This window comes from Streptomyces sp. cg40, from assembly GCF_050320165.1.
Taxonomy (GTDB): Bacteria; Actinomycetota; Actinomycetes; order Streptomycetales; family Streptomycetaceae; genus Streptomyces; species Streptomyces hokutonensis.
This window is the reverse complement of record NZ_CP190128.1, coordinates 7588791-7607621: the sequence shown is the minus strand read 5'-3', so window position 1 is coordinate 7607621 and position 18831 is coordinate 7588791. Positions and strand designations below refer to the sequence as shown.

General features: G+C 69.3%; 14 protein-coding genes. 6 read left to right on the top strand and 8 right to left on the bottom strand.

Translation table 11 applies throughout. The annotated features are described in order from the left end of the window. The first annotated feature begins 282 nt into the window (after positions 1-282). On the top strand, positions 283-2358 hold the full coding sequence (locus tag ACQHII_RS34230) for a carbohydrate-binding module family 20 domain-containing protein (protein WP_427922906.1): 2076 nt from the start codon (positions 283-285) through the stop codon (positions 2356-2358). 137 nt (positions 2359-2495) lie between these two features. Further along, positions 2496-3098 (top strand): DUF4232 domain-containing protein, encoded by a 603-nt coding sequence (locus tag ACQHII_RS34225; protein ID WP_427922905.1) that lies wholly within the window; start codon positions 2496-2498, stop codon positions 3096-3098. A 54-nt stretch (positions 3099-3152) separates the two neighbouring features. On the opposite strand, the gene ACQHII_RS34220 is transcribed toward ACQHII_RS34225, so the two are convergent. Next, on the bottom strand, positions 3153-3935 hold the full coding sequence (locus ACQHII_RS34220) for an SDR family NAD(P)-dependent oxidoreductase (protein WP_427922904.1): 783 nt from the start codon (positions 3933-3935) through the stop codon (positions 3153-3155). Between the two features lie 86 nt (positions 3936-4021). Here ACQHII_RS34220 and ACQHII_RS34215 point away from each other — a divergent pair, with 86 nt between their 5' ends. Beyond that, positions 4022-4885 carry a helix-turn-helix transcriptional regulator gene (locus ACQHII_RS34215; RefSeq protein ID WP_427922903.1) on the top strand — a complete coding sequence of 288 codons (864 nt, stop codon included), beginning with the start codon at positions 4022-4024 and terminating at the stop codon, positions 4883-4885. Here the strand turns inward: ACQHII_RS34215 and ACQHII_RS34210 are convergent. The 5 genes from ACQHII_RS34210 to ACQHII_RS34190 all read right to left on the bottom strand — a co-directional run bounded on the left by ACQHII_RS34210 (position 4861) and on the right by ACQHII_RS34190 (position 11496). After that, positions 4861-6243 (bottom strand): alpha-amylase, encoded by a 1383-nt coding sequence (locus ACQHII_RS34210; protein ID WP_427922902.1) that lies wholly within the window; start codon positions 6241-6243, stop codon positions 4861-4863. The genes ACQHII_RS34215 and ACQHII_RS34210 overlap by 25 nt on opposite strands. A gap of 150 nt (positions 6244-6393) precedes the next feature. Then, a complete protein-coding gene (locus tag ACQHII_RS34205) occupies positions 6394-8061 on the bottom strand; it encodes a glycoside hydrolase family 13 protein (protein ID WP_427922901.1) in 1668 nt (555 codons plus the stop codon). A 161-nt stretch (positions 8062-8222) separates the two neighbouring features. Continuing rightward, positions 8223-9095 carry a sugar ABC transporter permease gene (locus ACQHII_RS34200; RefSeq protein WP_427922900.1) on the bottom strand — a complete coding sequence of 291 codons (873 nt, stop codon included), beginning with the start codon at positions 9093-9095 and terminating at the stop codon, positions 8223-8225. Positions 9096-9108: 13 nt separating this feature from the next. Continuing rightward, positions 9109-10113 carry a carbohydrate ABC transporter permease gene (locus tag ACQHII_RS34195; protein ID WP_427922899.1) on the bottom strand — a complete coding sequence of 335 codons (1005 nt, stop codon included), beginning with the start codon at positions 10111-10113 and terminating at the stop codon, positions 9109-9111. A gap of 108 nt (positions 10114-10221) precedes the next feature. Continuing rightward, positions 10222-11496, bottom strand: a complete 1275-nt coding sequence (locus tag ACQHII_RS34190) for an extracellular solute-binding protein (protein ID WP_427922898.1) — start codon at positions 11494-11496, stop codon at positions 10222-10224. Positions 11497-11857: 361 nt separating this feature from the next. On the opposite strand from ACQHII_RS34190, the gene ACQHII_RS34185 reads away from it, so the two are divergent. Both ACQHII_RS34185 and ACQHII_RS34180 read left to right on the top strand, forming a co-directional pair. After that, positions 11858-12892, top strand: a complete 1035-nt coding sequence (locus ACQHII_RS34185; RefSeq protein ID WP_427922897.1) for a LacI family DNA-binding transcriptional regulator — start codon at positions 11858-11860, stop codon at positions 12890-12892. Between the two features lie 131 nt (positions 12893-13023). Beyond that, on the top strand, positions 13024-13884 hold the full coding sequence (locus ACQHII_RS34180; RefSeq protein ID WP_427922896.1) for a phosphatase PAP2 family protein: 861 nt from the start codon (positions 13024-13026) through the stop codon (positions 13882-13884). Here the strand turns inward: ACQHII_RS34180 and ACQHII_RS34175 are convergent. Further along, positions 13881-14786, bottom strand: a complete 906-nt coding sequence (locus ACQHII_RS34175; protein WP_427922895.1) for a LysR family transcriptional regulator — start codon at positions 14784-14786, stop codon at positions 13881-13883. The genes ACQHII_RS34180 and ACQHII_RS34175 overlap by 4 nt on opposite strands. 72 nt (positions 14787-14858) lie before the next feature. Between ACQHII_RS34175 and ACQHII_RS34170 the strand changes: the two genes are divergently transcribed. Then, positions 14859-15788 carry a DMT family transporter gene (locus ACQHII_RS34170; RefSeq protein ID WP_427922894.1) on the top strand — a complete coding sequence of 310 codons (930 nt, stop codon included), beginning with the start codon at positions 14859-14861 and terminating at the stop codon, positions 15786-15788. A gap of 17 nt (positions 15789-15805) precedes the next feature. On the opposite strand, the gene ACQHII_RS34165 is transcribed toward ACQHII_RS34170, so the two are convergent. After that, positions 15806-18805: a bifunctional [glutamine synthetase] adenylyltransferase/[glutamine synthetase]-adenylyl-L-tyrosine phosphorylase gene (locus ACQHII_RS34165; RefSeq protein ID WP_427922893.1), complete on the bottom strand. Its 3000-nt coding sequence runs from the start codon at positions 18803-18805 to the stop codon at positions 15806-15808. Between the last annotated feature and the right edge of the window lie 26 nt (positions 18806-18831).

Genomic DNA, 18831 nt, shown 5'->3' with positions numbered 1-18831 from the left:
GCAGCTGCAAGGCGGAGGAGGGAGTCGACGCGGAGCGTCGGCGAGTGACGACAACGCCGCAGGTGTGCGTGCCAGACCCCGCGTCTGCGGCGTGATCCGTCGGACAGGTCCTAAGGCTCAGTTCGGGTCCGACCCCGGCGAGACGGTATCGCTGACGCAAGGGTTGCAGCAAGACATGTGAAAGTCACAGAAAGAACTTTCATCCGCAACCTTGACGTGCCCTTCTCAACTGGCCCACGCTCACCAGTTGTTGAACCCCGATCCCCCCTTTCGGAGCCGCTCATGAGCAGATACCGAACACCGGGAACCATCAGGCGCGCGATGGGTGCCGTGGCCGCCGGGGCCCTCGCCCTGGCGGGCGTGGTCGCCCTCCCCGCCGCCACCGCCCACGCGGACACCTCCGCCAAGGGCGACGTCATCGCCAACCTCTGGGAATGGAACTGGGACTCCATCGCCTCGGAGTGCACGAACGTACTGGGCCCGGCCGGCTACGGCGCGGTCCAAGTGGCGCCGCCCGCCGAGTCGTTGAAGCAGACGAACTACTACTGGTGGGACGTCTACCAGCCGTACTCGTACAACCTGAACAGCCGTTTCGGTACGGCGGCCCAGTTCGCGAGCATGGTGAGCGCCTGCCACACCGCGGGCGTCAAGGTCTACACGGACGCGGTGATCAACCACACCGCCGCGCAGACCGGCACCGGCTACAACGGCACCACGCTCACCAGCAAGTACGACACCCCGGACTGGGACCCGGGCGACTACCACACCTCCGCGGACTGCCCCACCTCCGACCTGACCATCCAGGACTACTCGAACCTCACCCAGGTGCAGAACTGCGAACTCCTGGGCCTGCCCGACCTGAAGACCGGCTCGGACTCGGTCCGGGCGGGCATCGCGAACTTCCTCAACAAGCAACTCGCCCTCGGTGTCGACGGGTTCAGGGTCGACGCGGCCAAGCACATCCCCGAGACCGACCTGGCGGCGATCGAGGGCAAGCTGACGAACACGACGGCGGGTGCGGCGCCGTACGTCTTCCAGGAGATCTATCCGGGCTCGACCCCGCAGCCCAGCGACTACTACGCCTCCGGTGACGTCCTCGACTTCACGTACGCGAGCAGGATGAAGTCGGCGTTCCAGGGCAACGTGAGCGATCTGTCCTCCCTGGAGAGCAGCGGCATCCTCCCGGCCGCCAACTCGGTGTCCTTCGTGACCAATCACGACACCGAGCGCAACGGCCTGCACATGAGCTACAAGGACGGCGACACCTACAAGCTCGCCAACCTCTTCGAGCTCGCCTACAAGTGGTCCACCCCGACGGTGTACGCCAGTTGGGAGTGGACGCAGAGCGACCAGGCACCGCCGAACTCGTCGGGCTTCGTGACGAACACCGACTGCTCCAGCGGCAGTTGGTACTGCCTCGACCGGGACACCGGCGTCGTCGGCATGGTCGCCTGGCACAACGCGGTGGACACGGCGGCCGTCTCCAACTGGCAGACCAAGTCGTCGAGCGTGATCGGCTTCGGCCGTAGCGGCGCGGGCTTCTTCGCGCTCAACAACGGTTCCTCGGCGGCGACCTACTCCTTCACGACGGGCATGGCCGACGGCACGTACTCGAACGTGATCGACGGCGGCACGTCCACCGTCACCGTCTCCGGCGGCAGCGCGTCCCTCACCATCCCGGCGAAGAGCGCGATCGCCTTCTACAACTCCTCCTACACCTGCACGGTCGGCTGCGACGACACCGGCGGCGGAGGTTCCTCCGGCTCCACGGTGACCGCCACCTTCAACGAGTACGCGTCCACCACGTCCGGTACGAACGTCTACGTCGTCGGCTCCATCGACGCGCTGGGCGGCTGGGACACGTCGAAGGCGGTCGCGCTGTCCTCGTCCGGCTACCCGGTCTGGTCCGGGGCGGTGAGCGTGCCGACCAACACGTCCTTCGCGTACAAGTACATCAAGAAGGACTCGTCCGGAAACGTCACCTGGGAGTCGAACGCCAACAGGGCCGCCACGACGGCCACTTCGGCGGTCTCGCTCAACAACTCCTGGAACGTGGCCGACGCCGACGCCACCGACGTCACCTTCAACGAGTACGCGACCACCTCCTACGGCACCAACGTCTACGTCGTCGGCTCGATCGCCTCGCTCGGCTCCTCGAACACGAGCGACGCGATCCCGCTGTCCTCGGCGTCGTACCCGACCTGGAGCAAGCTCGTCATCGTCCCCAAGAGCACGACCTTCGCGTACAAGTACATCAAGAAGGACAGCTCCGGGACCGTGACCTGGGAGTCCGGGACGAACCGTTCGTACACGACGGGCACCTCGTCCGGCTACACGGCGAGCGACACCTGGAAGTAGCCCGTTCTCGAACTCCCGCTCATTTCTCCGAACAAATCCGCGGTACCGCGCATCGGACTCAGTGCACGACACCGAAGGAGGGCGCGGGGCGCACACGGCGGCCCGCGCCGCGGAGCAGGAGTGGGAGCACGATCATCGTGAACGAGCAGCAGAACACCACCGACCAGGCCGGTCCCACCAAGCCCCGGCACCGTGCCGAGCGCCGGTTCGGGCGTACGGTGACGGGTCTGGCCGCCGTCGCCGGGCTGGGGCTCGCGGCCTGGGCGACCACCGCCAACGCCGCGACCACCACGAGCTCCGCGAAGACGACGCCCACCTGCTCCGCCGGGGCGCTCAAGGCCACGTTCGGCCGCGGACTCGCGGGCGGCATGAACCACCAGGGTGTCGTCATCAGCCTGCGCAACCTCAGCGGCAGGACCTGCGCGCTGCGCGGCTACCCGGGCCTCGGCCTGGAGAACTCCGCGCACAAGAAGCTCACGACCCACACCCACTGGGGCAACACCTGGTACGCGCACAACCCCGGGAAGAAGACCCTCACCCTCAAGGAGGCTCAGAGCGCCGAGGCCGTCGTCGCCTGGACGCACGCCGACACCGGCACCTCGGGCGCGGTGCGCGCCTCCTTCCTGGAGATCACCCCGCCCGGTGCCACCCAGCACAAGACACTGGCGTTCCCGCAGTGGGTCGACCACGGCGACCTGTCGGTCACCGCGCTGGCCAGGCACATCAACGTCACGCCGTGACCTCACGGCAGGCCGGGCCGCCACCGGGAGCTTCGCCTCCGGTGGCGGCCTTTCTCACGCGCCCGCTCCCCCGTCCACCTGGAGGATCGCGCCCGACACGAAGGACGCCCGGTCGCTGAGGAGCCAGGCCGCGGCTTCGGCGATCTCCTCGGGGGCGGCCATGCGGCCGAGCGGGGTCATGGACTTCACACGGTCGATGACGCCGGGGGTGGCCGCGTCCCAGTCGCGGATCATCTCGGTGAGCGTGCCGCCGGGGGCGACGGCGTTGACGCGGATGCCCTCGGGGCCGTAGGTGACGGCGGCGGACTGGGTGAGGCTGTTGACGGCCCGCTTCAGGGCGCCGTAGACGGGCAGGACGGGGTTGGCCCGGAGGCTGCCGATGGAGGAGTTGTTGACGATGGCGCCGCCGGAGGCGGTGGCGCGGATGGCCTTGACCTCCGCGGCCATGGCCAGCCATACGCCCTTGAGGTTCACGCCGGTGAGGTGGTCGAAGTCCGGCTCGGGGAGTTCGTCCAGGGGGCCGGGGTGCTGGCCGATCGCGCCGTTGTTGAAGGCGATGTCGAGGCGGCCGTAGACCTGCACCGTGCGGTCGACGGCGGCGCGGACGCTCGCCGCGTCGGCCAGGTCGCAGACCACGTGGTCCGCGGTGCCGCCCGCCGCGCGGATCTCCTCGGTGACCGCCTTGAGCTGGTCCTCGGTGCGGGCCGCCAGCAGGACCCGGGCGCCCTCGCGGGCGAAGAGCCGGGCGGCGGCGGCACCGATACCGCGGCCGGCGCCGGTGATGAAGGCGACCTTGTCGGTCAGCAGGCCCTGGTGGGTGATCGCGGTGTTTTCCATGGCTTCGAGCCTGGCCCCGGGGTCGCAACTCATCCAGGCACCGGCGGTACCTGGATGAGGTCCGGCGCCCGGCGCACACTGGTGGCGTGGACAAGCAAGAACTCGCAGCGTTCCTGCGCAGCAGGCGCGAGCGGATCTCCCCCGCCGAAGTGGGGCTGCCGCGCGGCCCGCGTCGCCGTACACCCGGGCTGCGGCGCGAGGAGGTGGCGCAGCTGGCGTTCATCTCGACCGAGTACTACACACGGCTCGAACAGGCCCGCGGGCCGCGTCCGTCGCGGGAGGTGCTGGGCGGTCTCGCGCGGGCGCTGCGGCTCTCGGACGCCGAGCGCGGGCATCTCCATCACCTCGCCGGGGCTCCGCCCGGACCGCCGCCCGGGCCCTCGCGCGAGGTGCGGCAGAGCCTCCTCGACCTGCTGCGCCGGCTGCCGCAGGCCGCGGCCTTCGTGACGTCCGCGACCTTCGAGGTACTGGCCTGGAACGATCTCGCCGCCGCCCTCATGGAGGACTTCTCCGCGCTGCCCCCGCGCGACCGCAATCTGGTGCGCCGCGCCTTCCTCACCCCGCGCCCGGACCGCAGCAGGCTGTACGGGGTGTCGGACGTCGACGCCTTCGCCCGGCTCTCGGCGCAGCGGCTGCGTGCCGTCGCCGCCCGCTACCCCGACTCGCCGGCGGTGACCGGTCTGGTGGCCGAACTCCTCGCCGGAAGCGAGGAGTTCCGTCGCCTGTGGGAGTCGCACGACGTGTCCGCCGAGCCCACCCTGACCAAGACGTTCCAGCACCCGGTGGTGGGCCCGGTCACCGTCAACTGCGACGCCCTCGACATCACCGACCGCGACCAGCAGGTCGTGATCTACACCGCCACCCCCGGCTCACCCTCGGAGGAGGCGTTGCGCCTGCTCGCCGTCATCGGCACACAGCGGATGGATCAGCAGGACGTCTTGCCCGCGTAGATCGCCAGCGCCGTGTTGGAGCCCAGGGTGGCGGTGAACTGCCCGCTGGAGTTGACGGTCACCGTCGTGCTGTTCTGGACGTTGCAGTACGTGCCCGCGGCCAGTGACGTCTGGTACGTCTGGGTCAGGGAGTACGACTCGTGGTTGATGGCCACGTAGCCCTTGCTGCCGCGGCCGAAGCCGATCGCGTCGTTGCCGTCGTCCCACCAGTTGGTGAGGGACTGGCCGCTGGTGGCGTTGCGGAAGGCGACCATGGACTTGATCTCGGGCCAGGCGTGCTGGCACTTCCAGCCGTCCTGCCAACAGGCCGTCACCGCACCGTTGTTGGGCGGTCCGGCGTCCGCGTCCGACCACTCGTAGCCGGAGTTGATGTCCGGGGCGCCGTAGGGGTAGGCGAGCATGAAGACGTTGGCCAGCGTGTAGTTGGCGCCGTCCTTGTAGTTGAGGGTGGAGCCGTTGCGTTCCGTGTCGTGGTTGTCCACGAAGACTCCCGCGACCGAGCTGCTCAGGTAGCCCCAGCCCTCGCCGTAGTTCTTCAGGTAGGCGAGGTTCTCGTTGTTGAAGACGCGCTTGAGGTCGTAGGCGTAGCGGAACTCCTGGACGTCCCCGTTGCCGGTGTACTCGGTGGGCTGGACGGCCTCGCCGGCGCCGTAGATGACCTCCTGTTTCCAGTACACGGAGGGGTTCGTCAGGCGCGACTTGATGTTCGCGAGGTCGGTCGCCGGGATGTGCTTGGCCGCGTCGATGCGGAAGCCGTCGGCGCCGTAGCCGAGGAGGCTGTTCATGTAGCCGGCGATGGTGGCGCGGACGTACTCCTCGCCGGTGTCCAGGTCGGCGAGGCCGACCAGTTCGCAGTTCTGCACGTTGGCACGGTTGGTGTAGTCGCTGACCAGCGAGGTGCAGTCGTCCATGTCGTACGAGGAGTACAGGCCCGGGTAGTTGTACTTCGTGTACGACGAGCCGCCGGTGCCGGTGCCGCTGCCCGCCGACATGTGGTTGACGACGGTGTCGACGACGACCTTAACGCCCGCCGCGTGGCAGGTGTTGATCATGTTCTGGAAGGCGGTCGCGTCGCCGAGCCGCCCGGCGATCCGGTAGCTCACCGGCTGGTACGACGTCCACCACTGCGAGCCCTGTATGTGCTCGGCGGGCGGGGAGACCTGCACATAGCCGTAGCCGGCCGGGCCGAGGGTGTTGGTGCACTCCTTGGCGACCGAGGCGAAGTTCCACTCGAAGAGGACGGCGGTGACGTCCTTGGTGCCGGGCGGGGAGGCGTGTGCGGTGCCGGGCACCAGGACCGCCGTGGCGGCGGCGAGGGCGACGGTGAGGGCGCCTGAAAGTGATCTGCTGCTGGCCATGTGGGGGTTCCTTCTCCGTTGAAGGCTCTTGAATGTTCTTGCTGAAATCCCGTGGAAACCTTGCGGTGGCCAGATGTTAAAGGCCCGCCACCCAAAAGGGCAGCGGGCCGTGTGAAGTTGCTGCAAGAACTTCCTGCGGCGGAGCGGTGGTTACGGGGTGGTGGTCCACCAGACCGTCGTGTCGGCGGGCAGCTTCGCCTCACCGTCCGCCTCGGTCACCTCACCGCTGGCGAGCAGGAGACGGCCGTACGCCGACGTCGTCACCGACTCCCCGCTCGTGTTCGCGACACACACGAACTCCCCCCGCCGGAAGGCGAGTACGCCCTCGGGCGCCCGCAGCCACTCCACCGAGTCGCCCGCGCCCAGATCGGGCTGAGCGCGGCGGGCGGCGAGCGCGGCCCGGTACAGCTCCAGCGTGGAGCCGGCCGTCCCCGTCTGCGCCTCGATGCTCAACTCGCCCCAGCCCTCCGGCTGCGGCAGCCAACTCCCGCCGTCCCCGAAGCCGTACGACGATCCGGCGCGCGTCCACGGGATCGGCACCCGGCATCCGTCGCGGAAGCCGTCCTGGCCCGCGCCCCTGAAGTAGGCGGGATCCTGGCGCACTTCGTCCGACAGGTCGACGACGTCCGGCAGGCCGAGTTCCTCGCCCTGGTAGATGTACGCCGAGCCGGGCAGCGCCAGCATCAGCAGCGTCGCCGCGCGGGCCCGGCGCAGGCCCAGCTCACGGTCGCCCGCGAGGCGGATCTGGGTGCCGAGGCCGGGCGGGTTGGCGAAGCGGGTGGTGTGCCGGGTGACATCGTGGTTGGAGAGGACCCAGGTGGCGGGGGCGCCGACCGGGCGCATGGCCTCCAGCGTCCGGTCGACGACCGTGCGGAGTTCCTTCGCGTCCCAATACGTTGTCAGGTACTGGAAGTTGAAGGCCTGGTGGAGTTCGTCCGGGCGGACGTAGTTGGCCGTGCGCTCGACGGTCGGGGTCCACGCCTCGGCGACGAAGATCCGCTCGCCCGCGTATTCGTCGAGGACCAGGCGCCACTGGCGGTAGATGTCGTGCACGCCGTCCTGGTCGAAGAACGGCATGACATCGTTGCCCAGCAGCTTGGCCTGGTCGTGCGAGCCGAGGTCGGGCAGCCCCTCCGCCTTCACCAGCCCATGGGCGACGTCGATACGGAAGCCGTCGATGCCGATGTCGAACCAGAACCGGAGCACGGACCTGAACTCGTCGCCCACCGCCGGGTGTTCCCAGTTGAAGTCGGGCTGCTCGGGCGCGAAGAGGTGCAAGTACCACTCCCCGTCCGGGACTCGGGTCCAGGCCGGCCCGCCGAAGACGGACTCCCAGTCGTTGGGCGGGAGTTCGCCGTGCTCGCCCTTGCCCGGGCGGAAGTGATAGCGCTCCCGCAGCGGCGAGCCGGGCCCCTCCCGCAACGCCCGCTTGAACCAATCGTGCTGGTCCGAGGAGTGGTTGGGAACGAGGTCGACGATGACACGCAGACCGAGACCATGGGCGTCCCGGATCAGCGCGTCGGCGTCGAGCAGACTGCCGAACATCGGGTCCACGGCCCGGTAGTCGGCGACGTCGTAGCCCGCGTCCGCCTGCGGGGAGGCGTAGAACGGGCTGAGCCAGACGGCGTCGACACCGAGGTCACGCAGATACGGGAGTCGGGAGCGTACGCCCTCCAGGTCGCCCATGCCGTCACCGTTGCTGTCGGCGAAGCTGCGCGGATAGACCTGGTAGATCACCGCGTCTCTCCACCAGTCGCCTCGCTTGGCTTTGGCGGGGTTCTTCGGTGCCGGGGCGATGGCCGAGTGCTGCTGGGTCATGGCGTCCTTGGTACGTAACGGGGTTTTGGTCGTGGGGAGTTGATGACGAGGCGGCCGTAATGTCAGCGGGGTCGGATGGACGTTACGGCCGCCTCGAGTTTTGGGTGCGGCTGAGTGGGGGCTGGGCGCGCAGTTCCCCGCGCCCCTGACGGGGCGCTTCGCTACCCCTTGGTGCCGCCTGCCGTCAGGCCTGTGACCAAGTTCTTCTGCACGAGATAGAAGAACGCGGCCACCGGTATCGCGATCAGCACAGCCGTCGCAGCCATCAGGTTGCGTTGCGCGTCGTGCTCGCTCACGAACGTCTGCAACCCCACCGCGAACGTGTACTTCGTGTCGGACAGCATGAACGTCGAGGCGAAGGCGACCTCGCCGAAAGCCGTCAGGAAGCTGTAGAACGCGGCGACCGCCAGACCCGGCTTGGCGAGCGGCAGGATCAGTCGCGCGAACGTGCCGAAGGGGTTCAGCCCGTCGACGCGTCCGGCCTCGTCGATCTCGAACGGGATCGTGTCGAAGTAACCCTTGAGCAGCCAGGCGCAATACGGCACCGCCGTCGAGCAGTAGACGAGGATGAGACCAAGGTAGCTGTCGATGAGCTGGAGATCCGCCAGAATCTGGTACATCGGCACAATAAGTACCGCTATCGGGAACATCTGGGTGACCAGCAGCACCCACATGAACTTCCGGTAGCCCGGGAAGCGCATGCGCGAGACGGCGTAGCCGGTGCTGGCCGCGATGGTCACACCGATGACCGTGGTGCCGAGCGAGACGATCAGCGAACTCTTCAACCAGTCGAAGAACTCGGTGTGCTGGAGCACGAACGAGTAGTTGCCGAGCGTCATCTTCTTCCAGATGCCGGCCGGGTGGAGGTAGTCGTCCGAGTCCGGGCCCAGCGAGAGGAAGACCAGCCAGGCGATCGGGAAGAGGGCGATCAGGCTCGCGACGATCAGGATGCCGTGCGAGGTGAGCGAGCCGGCGCGGCCCAACTCGCCCCTGCGGCGCGTCCGTTGGGACGAGGTGTCGGTCGTGGTGCTCATGGGGACTCCTGCCTCAGATCGCGAGCTGCTGGTCGTTGCGGTTCAGCCAGCGGCGGTAGAAGGAGGTGAAGACGATCAGGATGGCCAGCAGCAGGATGCCGTAGGCGGCCGACTGGGCGAAGTCACGCGGCTGTTGGCCGAAGCCGAGGTAGTACGACCAGGTGACGAGGATCGAGGCGTCGGGGGCCGTGTTGCCGAACAGCAGGAAGATGACGGCGAACTGGTTGAACGTCCAGATGACGCCGAGGAGTACGACGGTGGAGCTGACCGACCTCAGGCCCGGGAGGGTGACGTAGCGGAAACGCTGCCAGGGGCCGGCGCCGTCCATCTCGGCGGCCTCGTAGAGCGAGGCGTCGATGGACTGGAGGCCGCCGAGCATCGAGACCATCATGAACGGCACACCGCACCAGGTGTTGACCATGATCGCGGCGGTCCGCTGCCAGAACGTGCTTTCCAGCCAGTCGGGTTGGGGCAGGTGCAGGGTGTGCAGCGCGGTGTTGATGATGCCGCCGTCGGCGAGCATGAAGCGCCAGCCGAACACGGTGACGAAGGTGGGGACGGCCCACGGCAGGATCAGGATCAGCCGGTACATCGTGCGTCCACGCAGCTTCTGGTTGAGCAGCAGGGCGAGCGCGAGGCCGATCGTGTAGTGCAGGGTGACGCAGACCGCGGTCCAGACGATCGTCCAGATGAAGTGCGACCAGAAGCGGTCGTAGGAGGTCGGGCCGAACAGGATGTCCTTGTAGTTGTCGAGCCCGATGAACTTGTAGGTGGCGTCGATGTGGTTGACGCCGATCGTGCGCGCGGTGTTGAGGCTGTTGGCGTCGGTGAGCGTCAGGTAGAGGCCGTACACCAGGGGGTAGAGCACGAGGACGCCGAGCACGACGACCACGGGGATGATCATCGCGTACGCGTACCAGTGCTTCTGGTAGGCGGACTTGAGACGCCCGCGGGGTCCGGGTCGGGGCGCGCGGTCACCGTGGCGCTTGCCGGTCGCGCGGTCGATGGCGACTGTCATGGTTCGTTCGACACCTTCTGGAAGGTCAGGAGTTGGGCCGGTGCGCAGGCCGAGGACCGCCGGATCCCTCCCCCGGGCTGCTGCTTGGGGATCCGGCGGCCGCGCGGGCTACTTGCTGAAGTCCGGGACCAGCTTCTGGATCGCGAGTTCGGCGTTGCTCAGGCCCTTGGTGAGGGACTCCTTGCCGCCGGCGATCTTGGGCAGCTCGGTGTCCAGCGGACCCCACAGCGAGCTGTACTCGGCGAGCGCCGGGCGCGGCTGGGCGGCGCCCAGGACGCCCTGGAAGCCGGCGATGCCCGGGTCGGCCTTGACGGCGGCGGTGTAGGCGTCGTCGCGGGTCGGCAGCGTCGAGTTCTTCAGCGCGATCTGCGTCTGTGAGGCGGCCGAGGTCATGAAGTTGACGAACTTCAGGGACGCCTTCTGGTGCGCGGAGTCCGAGCCGGCGTAGACCGAGAGGTTGTGACCGCCGGTCGGGGCGCCGGACTTGCCGGTGGAGCCGGCCGGGATCTGGGCGATGCCGAGGTTGGACTTGTCCTTGAAGGCCGAGCCCTTGTAGAAGTTCGTGATCTCCCAGGGGCCCTGGATGATCGAGGCGACCTGGCCGTTGACGAACGCGTCCTGGATGTGGGCGTAGGCGTCGGCGGTGGTGTCGGCGTCGTGCAGGCCCTGGCCGGTGAAGAGGCTGAGCCAGGTGCCGTAGGCCTTCTGCGCGGCGGCGGAGTCCACGGTGATCTTCTTGGCGGCGGCGTCGACGGTGTCGGTGCCCTCGCCGTAGAGGAAGGTCTGCGCGTAGTAGGCCTGGGTGGAGCCCCAGTAGCCGTACACCTTCTCCTTGGCGTCGATCTTGGAGGCGTCGGCCTTCAACTCGTCCCAGGTGGTGGGCGGTTGGGTGATGCCGGCCTTCGCGAAGATCGCCTTGTTGTAGACGAGGGCGAGGGTGTCGGTGACCAGCGGCACGCCGTACGTCTTGCCGTCGTACTGGGCCTGCGTGATCAGGTTCGGCTTGAACTTGGCCTGGTCGGCGAGGGCTTCGGTGCCGTCGAGCGGCAGGAAGTAGCCCTTCTTCGCGAAGGCGGGGGTCCAGCCGACCTCCGAACGCAGCACGTCCGGGGCGCCCTTGGAGCCGGCGGCGGTGTCGAACTTGTTCTGCGCCTGGTCGAAGGGCACGTTGACGTACTTGACCTTGATGTTCTTGTTGGCGGCCTCGAACTTGGCGACCAGGGCCTTGTACGTGGGTGCCTCATTGGTGGCGTTGGAGGTGTCCCACCAGGTGATGGTGACCGGCCCGTCCGACTTGCCGCTGTCACTGTCACTGCCGCCGCAGGCCGTCGCCGCGAGGGCGAGGGACGCCACCAGCGCGGTGGCCGCTATGCCACGCCGCATGAGTTCTCCTTGAGGGTGAAAGCCCGTGTGCCGCAGGGCGCGGGCCCGTCCGCCGCCCCTGTGACTCGCCGACCGCTCCTTCGCCGCCGCCGGGCGTCGCCGAACGTAACAGCGATGCAAGCGTTGCGAAAGTCCTTGCTGCAAAAAACTGCAAGACGGCTTGAGAGTTACCCGCCCGTGACCTCTCCTCGATCCGGGTGAAACCGAGTATTGATGCGGCTCAGCGGGCGATGCGACACTTGTGCAAGACTCTGCAAGCTCTTGCCGCACGTCGTATACCGACCTGAAGCCCACCAGAACACGAGGGATCGCGATGACGCAGCAACCCGCAGCGCGCCGACGGCCGGTACAGTCCACACCCGTGACCACACGGCTTGCCGACATCGCCGCCCAGGCGGGGGTGAGCGAGGCGACCGTAAGCCGTGTCCTCAACGGCAAGCCGGGCGTCGCCGCCACCACCCGCCAGTCCGTCCTCGCCGCCCTCGACGTCCTCGGCTACGAACGTCCGGTACGGCTGCGACAGCGCAGCGAGGGCCTGGTCGGTCTCATAACGCCGGAGCTGGAGAACCCGATATTCCCCGCTCTGGCGCAGGTCATAGGGCAGGCGCTGACCCGGCAGGGCTACACCCCCGTCCTCGCCACCCAGACCCCGGGCGGGTCCACGGAGGACGAGCTGACCGAGATGCTCGTCGACCGCGGGGTGGCCGGCATCATCTTCGTCTCCGGACTGCACGCGGACACCTCCGCGGACATGCAGCGCTACGAGCAACTCCGGGCGCAGGGCGTGCCGTTCGTCCTCGTGGACGGCTTCTCGCCCAAGGTGCAGGCGCCGTTCATCTCGCCGGACGACCGCGCGGCGATGACCCTCGCCGTCACCCACCTCGTCTCCCTCGGCCACACCCGCATCGGCCTCGCGCTCGGCCCCAAGCGCTTCGTACCCGTACAACGCAAGATCGAGGGCTTCGTCCGCGCGATGCAGGACCAACTGGCCCTGACCGCCGAGGACGTGGAGACCCGGCTGGTCCAGCACTCGCTGTACACGCTGGAGGGCGGCCAGGCCGCCGCCGCCGCGCTGATCGAGCGCGACTGCACGGCGATCGTGTGCGCGAGCGACATGATGGCGCTCGGCGCGATACGGGCGGCCCGGCAGCGGGGTCTTCAGGTGCCCACGGACGTGTCGGTGGTCGGCTTCGACGACTCCCCGCTGATCGCGTTCACCGACCCGCCGCTGACCACGATCCGCAAGCCGGTGCCCGCGATGGGACAGGCCGCGGTGCGGACGTTGCTGGAGGAGATCGGCGGGACGCCCGCGCCGCACAGTGAGTTCGTGTTCATGCCGGAGCTGGTGGTGCGCGGTTCCACGGCTTCGGCGCCCGGGGAACGGAATCGTCCCTAAGGGGGAGGAACCGCGGCCGTTTCCAGTGCGCTGGTAGTAGTACGGGGACTCTTCTCGTCGTAGAACATGCGAGCCGGACCCGACCAAGGGATGATCGGTCGCGGAAGCCTTTTCTGGCAGACTTTGTGTCTATGGGTGAGACCACCGTGACGACATTGGAAGGCCGTGAAGAAGCCGTTCCGAGCCCCGTCGCGGACGCCGCGGGGCAGGGTTTCCTGCGCCGGTTGCGGACTCCGCGCCGGCCCCGGCTGTGGTTCGAGATCCTGCTGATCGCGGTGAGTTACTGGACGTACTCACAGATCCGCAACGCGGTTCCGGAGCAGCGGGGCCAGGCACTGCGCAACGCCGACTGGATCTGGCGGGTGGAGAACGACCTCGGCATCGCCGTCGAGCAGTCGGTCAACCACGCGGTGAACTCGGTGACTTGGCTGATCGTCGGCATGAACTACTACTACGCGACACTGCACTTCGTGGTGACGCTGGGTGTCCTGGTGTGGCTGTACCGGAGTCATCCGGGCCGGTACGCGGCAACCCGCCTGGTCCTCTTCGCGACCACCGCCGTGGCCCTCGTCGGCTACTACTTCTTCCCGCTGGCCCCGCCCCGCCTGATGAACGGCGGCCACTTCGTCGACACCGTCATGGTCCACCAGACCTGGGGGTCGATGGCCTCCGGCGACCTGAAGCACATGTCGAACCAGTACGCCGCGATGCCGTCCATGCACATCGGCTGGTCCCTGTGGTGCGGCCTGACGATCTTCACCCTGGCGAAACTCCCCTGGGTCCGCATCCTCGGCCTGCTCTACCCGGCGGCCACCCTCATGGTCATCGTCTCCACCGCCAACCACTTCTGGCTCGACGCGGTCGGCGGCATGCTCTGCCTGGCCTTCGGCTTCGCCGTCTCCCGCGTCTGGTACGGCGCGTTCCCGTACGCCTTGCCTCGTACGGTGGCGGTACGGGGAGCGGACGGGCTCCTGCTGCCGACGAAGGCCTAGTCGGCAGTTGCAGTCGTTGCAGTCGCCGCGTCCCGCAGCGCCCGCAGAAACGCCCGCAGGGCCGGCTGTGGCGGTGCCGTCTCGCGGACGGCCGCGTGGATGGTCCGCACCGGCTCCGGATCCCGTACGACCCGTACGACCACGTCCGGATGGCGGCTGCCCAGCCCCAGCCGGGGAATCAGGGTCACCCCGAGGCCCGCCGCGACGAAGCCCTGAGCCGTCGCGTAGTCCTCGCTCTGGACCGCGAACCCGGGTCGGAATCCCGCCGCCGCGCACGCTCCGAGCTGGGCGTCGAGGCACGGCCCCGGCCACTCGCTCCCGACCCACGCCTCCTCGGCCAGCTCCCGCAGCTCCACACTCCGCCGCGCGGCCAGCCGGTGCCCCTTGGGCAGCACGGCGAGATACGGATCGTCGAGCAGCTTCACCAGCCGTACGCCGTCGGGAGCGCGGGACTCCCCCACGACCAGCGCGACATCCGCCCGCCCCTCCTTCACCTCCGGCAGCGGATCCTCGGGGTCTGTCAGCTTCAACTCCAGCCGCACTCCCGGGTGTTCGGCGCGGAGCCGGGCCACGGCGGGGGCGACCAGAGCGGCACCGGCGGTGGCGAAGTAGCGGACCGTGAGCTGTCCGGTGCGCCCGGCCACCAGGTCCGCCAACGCCGTCTCCGCCTCGGCGACCTGCCGCCCGATCGCGTCCGCGTACCCGGTGAGCAGCAGCCCGGCCGCCGTGGGCCGCACCCCGCGCCCCACCCGCTCGAGCAGCGCGGTCCCGGCCTCCTTCTCCAGCGCCCCGACCTGCTGGCTGACGGCGGACGGCGTGTAGCCGAGCCGGGCCGCCGCCGCGGTCACCGACCCGCTGTCCACCACGGCCCGCAGCACCTGCATGCGTCGCACATCAAGCATGTAGGAAAGGTTAACAGTGACTATAGAATCCTTCGCTTGTGCTGAAAGGTCGGGCTGTCCGACCGTGGAGCCATGCAGCCCGCCTCGACACTCCGCATGGCCGCGCTCGCCCTCCTGTGGGGTTCGGGCTTCCTGTGGATCAAACTCGCCCTGGACCACGGCCTCTCCCCCGCCCAGATCACCATCACCCGCTGCGCCCTGGGCACACTGGTCCTGCTGGCCCTGGCCCGTTCCAAAGGCCAGCGCCTCCCCCGTGACCGCAGGACGTGGGGCCGGCTCGCGGTGGCCGCCCTCTTCTGCAACGCCATTCCGTTCGCCCTGTTCAGCGTGGGCGAGCAGACCGTCGACTCCGGGATCGCGGGTGTCCTGAACGCCACAACTCCCTTGTGGTCCCTGCTGATCGGCATCGCGCTGGGCACCGACCGCGGCCTCGGCCGGGCCTGCCTCACCGGCCTTCTGCTCGGCTTCGCGGGTACGGTCCTGATCTTCGCCCCGTGGCAGCGCTCGGGCCTGGCCAGTTGGGGCGCGCTCGCCCTGCTGGCCGCCGCCGCGAGCTACGCCGTGGCCTTCGCCTACATGGCCCGCAAACTCACCACCGGCCAGGCCCCGTTGGCGGTCTCGGCCGCCCAGTTGATGGCGGCGACCGCTTGGACCACGCTCAGCCTGCCCGCCGCCGGCCCCGTGCACGCCGACCTCACGGCCCTGCTGGCGGTAACCGCCCTCGGCGTCCTGGCCACCGGCGCGACCTTCTACCTCAACTACCGCCTGATCGCCGACGAGGGCGCGACGAGCGCGGCAACGGTGGGAAATCTGCTGCCGGTTGTGTCGGTGTCGTTGGGTGCGGTGCTGCTGGACGAGAGGGTGGGGTTGCGGGTGGTGGCGGGGATGGCGGTGGTACTGGTGGGCGTCGCCCTCTCAAGACGGCAACAAATAATCACGCCCCCAGTGGAGGCGCCCCTCAGGGGCGCGGGGAACTGCGCGACCAGCCCCCACCGGCGGTGAGCCGAAAAACAACCCGCTCAAGCCCCGTAGAACAACAAGTCCACCACACCCCGAGCCCTGCGCGTAGTCCGCCGATAGTCATCCAGCATGTCCCCCACATGCCCCGGCCCATACCCCAAGTACCGCCCCACAGCGGCCAGTTCACGCGGATCAGAAGGAAACGTGTCCCCCGCCCGCCCCCTCACCAGCATCACCGCGTTACGAACACGCGTGGCCAACACCCACGCCTCGTCCAGGGTCTCCGCGTCCTCGGCAGAGATCAGCTCGGCGGCGCACGCGGCGGCAAGGGCACCGCGCGTCCGCGTGGTCCGCAGCCCCGGCTCGACCCACCCGTGCCGCAACTGCATCAGCTGCACGGTCCATTCGACGTCGGAGAGCCCCCCACGCCCGAGCTTGGTGTGCAGCGTGGGATCCGCACCACGAGGCAACCGCTCGGACTCCATCCGCGCCTTCAACCGCCGGATCTCCCGCACGGCATCGTCGCCGAGCCCCTCGGCCGGATACCGCAGCGGATCGATCAGCTCGATGAACCGACGCCCCAACTCCTCGTCCCCGGCAACGGGTTCGGCCCGCAGCAGCGCCTGCGACTCCCAAACCAGGGACCACCGGCGGTAGTACGCCTCGTAGGAGTTCAACGACCGTACGAGCGGCCCCGACTTGCCCTCGGGACGCAGGTCCGCGTCGATCAGCAGGGGCGGGTCCGAGCTGGCGACCTGGAGCAGCCGGCGCATCTCGGAGACGACCTTGTTGGCGGCGTCGGAGGCCTCACGCTCGGGCACTCCCTCGCGGGGTTCGTGCACGAACAGGACGTCCGCGTCGGAGCCGTAGCCCAGTTCGTGGCCGCCGAAGCGGCCCATGCCGATGACGGCGAAGCGGGTGGGGAGGGTGTCGCCCCAGCCCTCGCGGACGACCGCGCGCAGCGTGCCGGCGAGGGTCGCCGCGGTGAGGTCGGAGACGGCGCCGCCGACCCGGTCGACGAGCGCGCCCTGGTCGGCCTCGACGGGCTGCGTCTCGGTGCCGTAGGAGCCGACGATGTCGAAGGCGGCCGTACGGAAGAGTTCGCGGCGGCGGACTCCGCGGGCGAAGGTGACGGCCTGGACGGCGTCGTCGGCGCGGCCGACCGCGGCCAGTATCTCCTGGTCCAGGTGGGCGCGTTCGCGGGGTTCGAGGCCGCTGCCGCCGTCGCCGTCGCCGAGGAGGGCGACCGCTTCGGGGGCGCGCATGAGGAGGTCGGGGGCGAGGCGGCCGGCCGACAGGACGCGGGCCAGGTTCTCGGCGGCGGCGCCCTCGTCCCTCAACAGGCGTAGATACCAAGGGGTCTTGCCAAGCGCGTCGGACACCTTGCGGAAGTTGAGGAGGCCCGCGTCCGGGTCGGCGGAGTCCGCGAACCAGCCCAACAGGACGGGCAGCAGGGTGCGTTGGATGGCGGCCTTGCGGGTGACACCGGAGGCGAGGGCCTCGATGTGGCGCAGGGCCGCCGCCGGGTCGACGTAACCGAGGGCCACCAGCCGTTCGCGGGCCGCCTGGGCGCTCAACCTGGTCTCGCCGGGGGCGAGTTGGGCGACCGCATCGAGCAGCGGACGGTAGAAGAGCTTCTCGTGCAGGCGCCGTACGACCGTCGCGTGCCGCTTCCACTCGCGGTTCAGCTCGGCGACCGGGTCGGTGCGCAGGCCCATCGAGCGGCCGAGGCGGCGCTGGTCGGCCTCCTCTACGGGGACCAGGTGGGTGCGGCGCAACCGGTAGAGCTGGATGCGGTGTTCCATGGTGCGCAGGAAGCGGTAGGCGTCGTCGAGGCGGGCGGCGTCCTCGCGGCCGACGTAGCCGCCTGCGGCGAGGGCCTGGAGCGCGACGAGCGTGGTGCCGCTGCGCAGCGAGAGGTCGGCGCGGCCGTGCACCAACTGGAGGAGCTGAACGGCGAATTCGACGTCACGGAGGCCGCCGGGGGCGAGCTTGAGTTCGCGGTCGATCTCGGCGGCGGGGATGTTCTCGACGACCCGGCGGCGCATCTTCTGCACGTCGGTGACGAAGTTCTCGCGCTCGGCGGCCTTCCACACGAGGGGTTCGAGGGCGGTGACGTACTCCGCGCCGAGCGCGAGGTCGCCGGCCACCGGGCGGGCCTTCAACAGGGCCTGGAACTCCCAGGTCTTGGCCCAGCGCTGGTAGTAGGCGAGGTGGCTGGCGAGGGTGCGGACCAGGGGGCCGTTGCGGCCCTCGGGGCGGAGATTGGCGTCGACGGGCCAGATGGAGCCCTCGACGGTGGTCTCGGAGCAGACGCGCATCATGTGCGCGGCGAGCTTGGTGGCGGCGCGCAGCGCCTTGCCCTCGTCGGCTCCGTCGACCGCCTCGCCGACGAAGATGACGTCGACATCGGAGACGTAGTTCAGCTCGTGGCCGCCACACTTGCCCATCGCGATCACCGCGAGCCGGCACAGCGCGGCCTCGTCGGGCGCGGCGGCGCGCGCGATGGCGAGGGCGGCACGCAGGGTGGCGGTGGCCAGGTCGGCGAGTTCGGCGGCGGTCTGCGCGAGGTCGGTGGTGCCGCACACGTCGCGGGCGGCGATGGACAGCAGGCAGCGGCGGTAGGCGACGCGGAGGGCGACCGGGTCGGTGGCTTCTGCCAGCCCGCGTTCGAACTCCTCCACCCCGGGGTGGAGGTCGCGGGGCTCGTACATGACGAGGGCGTGCCAGTCGCGCGGGTGCCGGGCGAGATGGTCGCCGAGCGCGGCGGAGGCGCCGAGCACACCGAGCAGCCGGTCCCGTAGGGGTTTCGCCGCGATCAGCGTGTCCGTCAGCTCGCGCCGGTCGGTGGGTTCGGGCTGCGCCTCCAGGAGCCGTACGAGACCCTGAAGGGCGAGGTCGGGGTCGGCGGTGGCGCCGAGGGCCTCCAGCAGGACCGGGTCGTTCCTTATCGGCGCCAGCTCCGTGCTCTCCAGGAGCCGCTCGGCGGCCGAGGGATCGGTGAAGCCGTGCCGCAGCAGTCGCGTGAAGGTACTGCTTCTGCGTCCCGGCGCCGTCATCCTCGGCCTCCCTCAGCTCGGATCAA

What these genes read in the sequence shown, in the direction of transcription:
- ACQHII_RS34230 (WP_427922906.1), top strand. Translation starts at nt 283, where the DNA reads ATGAGCAGATACCGAACACCGGGAACCATCAGGCGCGCGATGGGTGCC.
- ACQHII_RS34220 (WP_427922904.1), bottom strand. Translation starts at nt 3,935, where the DNA reads ATGGAAAACACCGCGATCACCCACCAGGGCCTGCTGACCGACAAGGTC.
- ACQHII_RS34210 (WP_427922902.1), bottom strand. Translation starts at nt 6,243, where the DNA reads ATGGCCAGCAGCAGATCACTTTCAGGCGCCCTCACCGTCGCCCTCGCC.
- ACQHII_RS34205 (WP_427922901.1), bottom strand. Translation starts at nt 8,061, where the DNA reads ATGACCCAGCAGCACTCGGCCATCGCCCCGGCACCGAAGAACCCCGCC.
- ACQHII_RS34200 (WP_427922900.1), bottom strand. Translation starts at nt 9,095, where the DNA reads ATGAGCACCACGACCGACACCTCGTCCCAACGGACGCGCCGCAGGGGC.
- ACQHII_RS34195 (WP_427922899.1), bottom strand. Translation starts at nt 10,113, where the DNA reads ATGACAGTCGCCATCGACCGCGCGACCGGCAAGCGCCACGGTGACCGC.
- ACQHII_RS34190 (WP_427922898.1), bottom strand. Translation starts at nt 11,496, where the DNA reads ATGCGGCGTGGCATAGCGGCCACCGCGCTGGTGGCGTCCCTCGCCCTC.
- ACQHII_RS34180 (WP_427922896.1), top strand. Translation starts at nt 13,024, where the DNA reads ATGGGTGAGACCACCGTGACGACATTGGAAGGCCGTGAAGAAGCCGTT.
- ACQHII_RS34175 (WP_427922895.1), bottom strand. Translation starts at nt 14,786, where the DNA reads ATGCTTGATGTGCGACGCATGCAGGTGCTGCGGGCCGTGGTGGACAGC.
- ACQHII_RS34170 (WP_427922894.1), top strand. Translation starts at nt 14,859, where the DNA reads ATGCAGCCCGCCTCGACACTCCGCATGGCCGCGCTCGCCCTCCTGTGG.
- ACQHII_RS34165 (WP_427922893.1), bottom strand. Translation starts at nt 18,805, where the DNA reads ATGACGGCGCCGGGACGCAGAAGCAGTACCTTCACGCGACTGCTGCGG.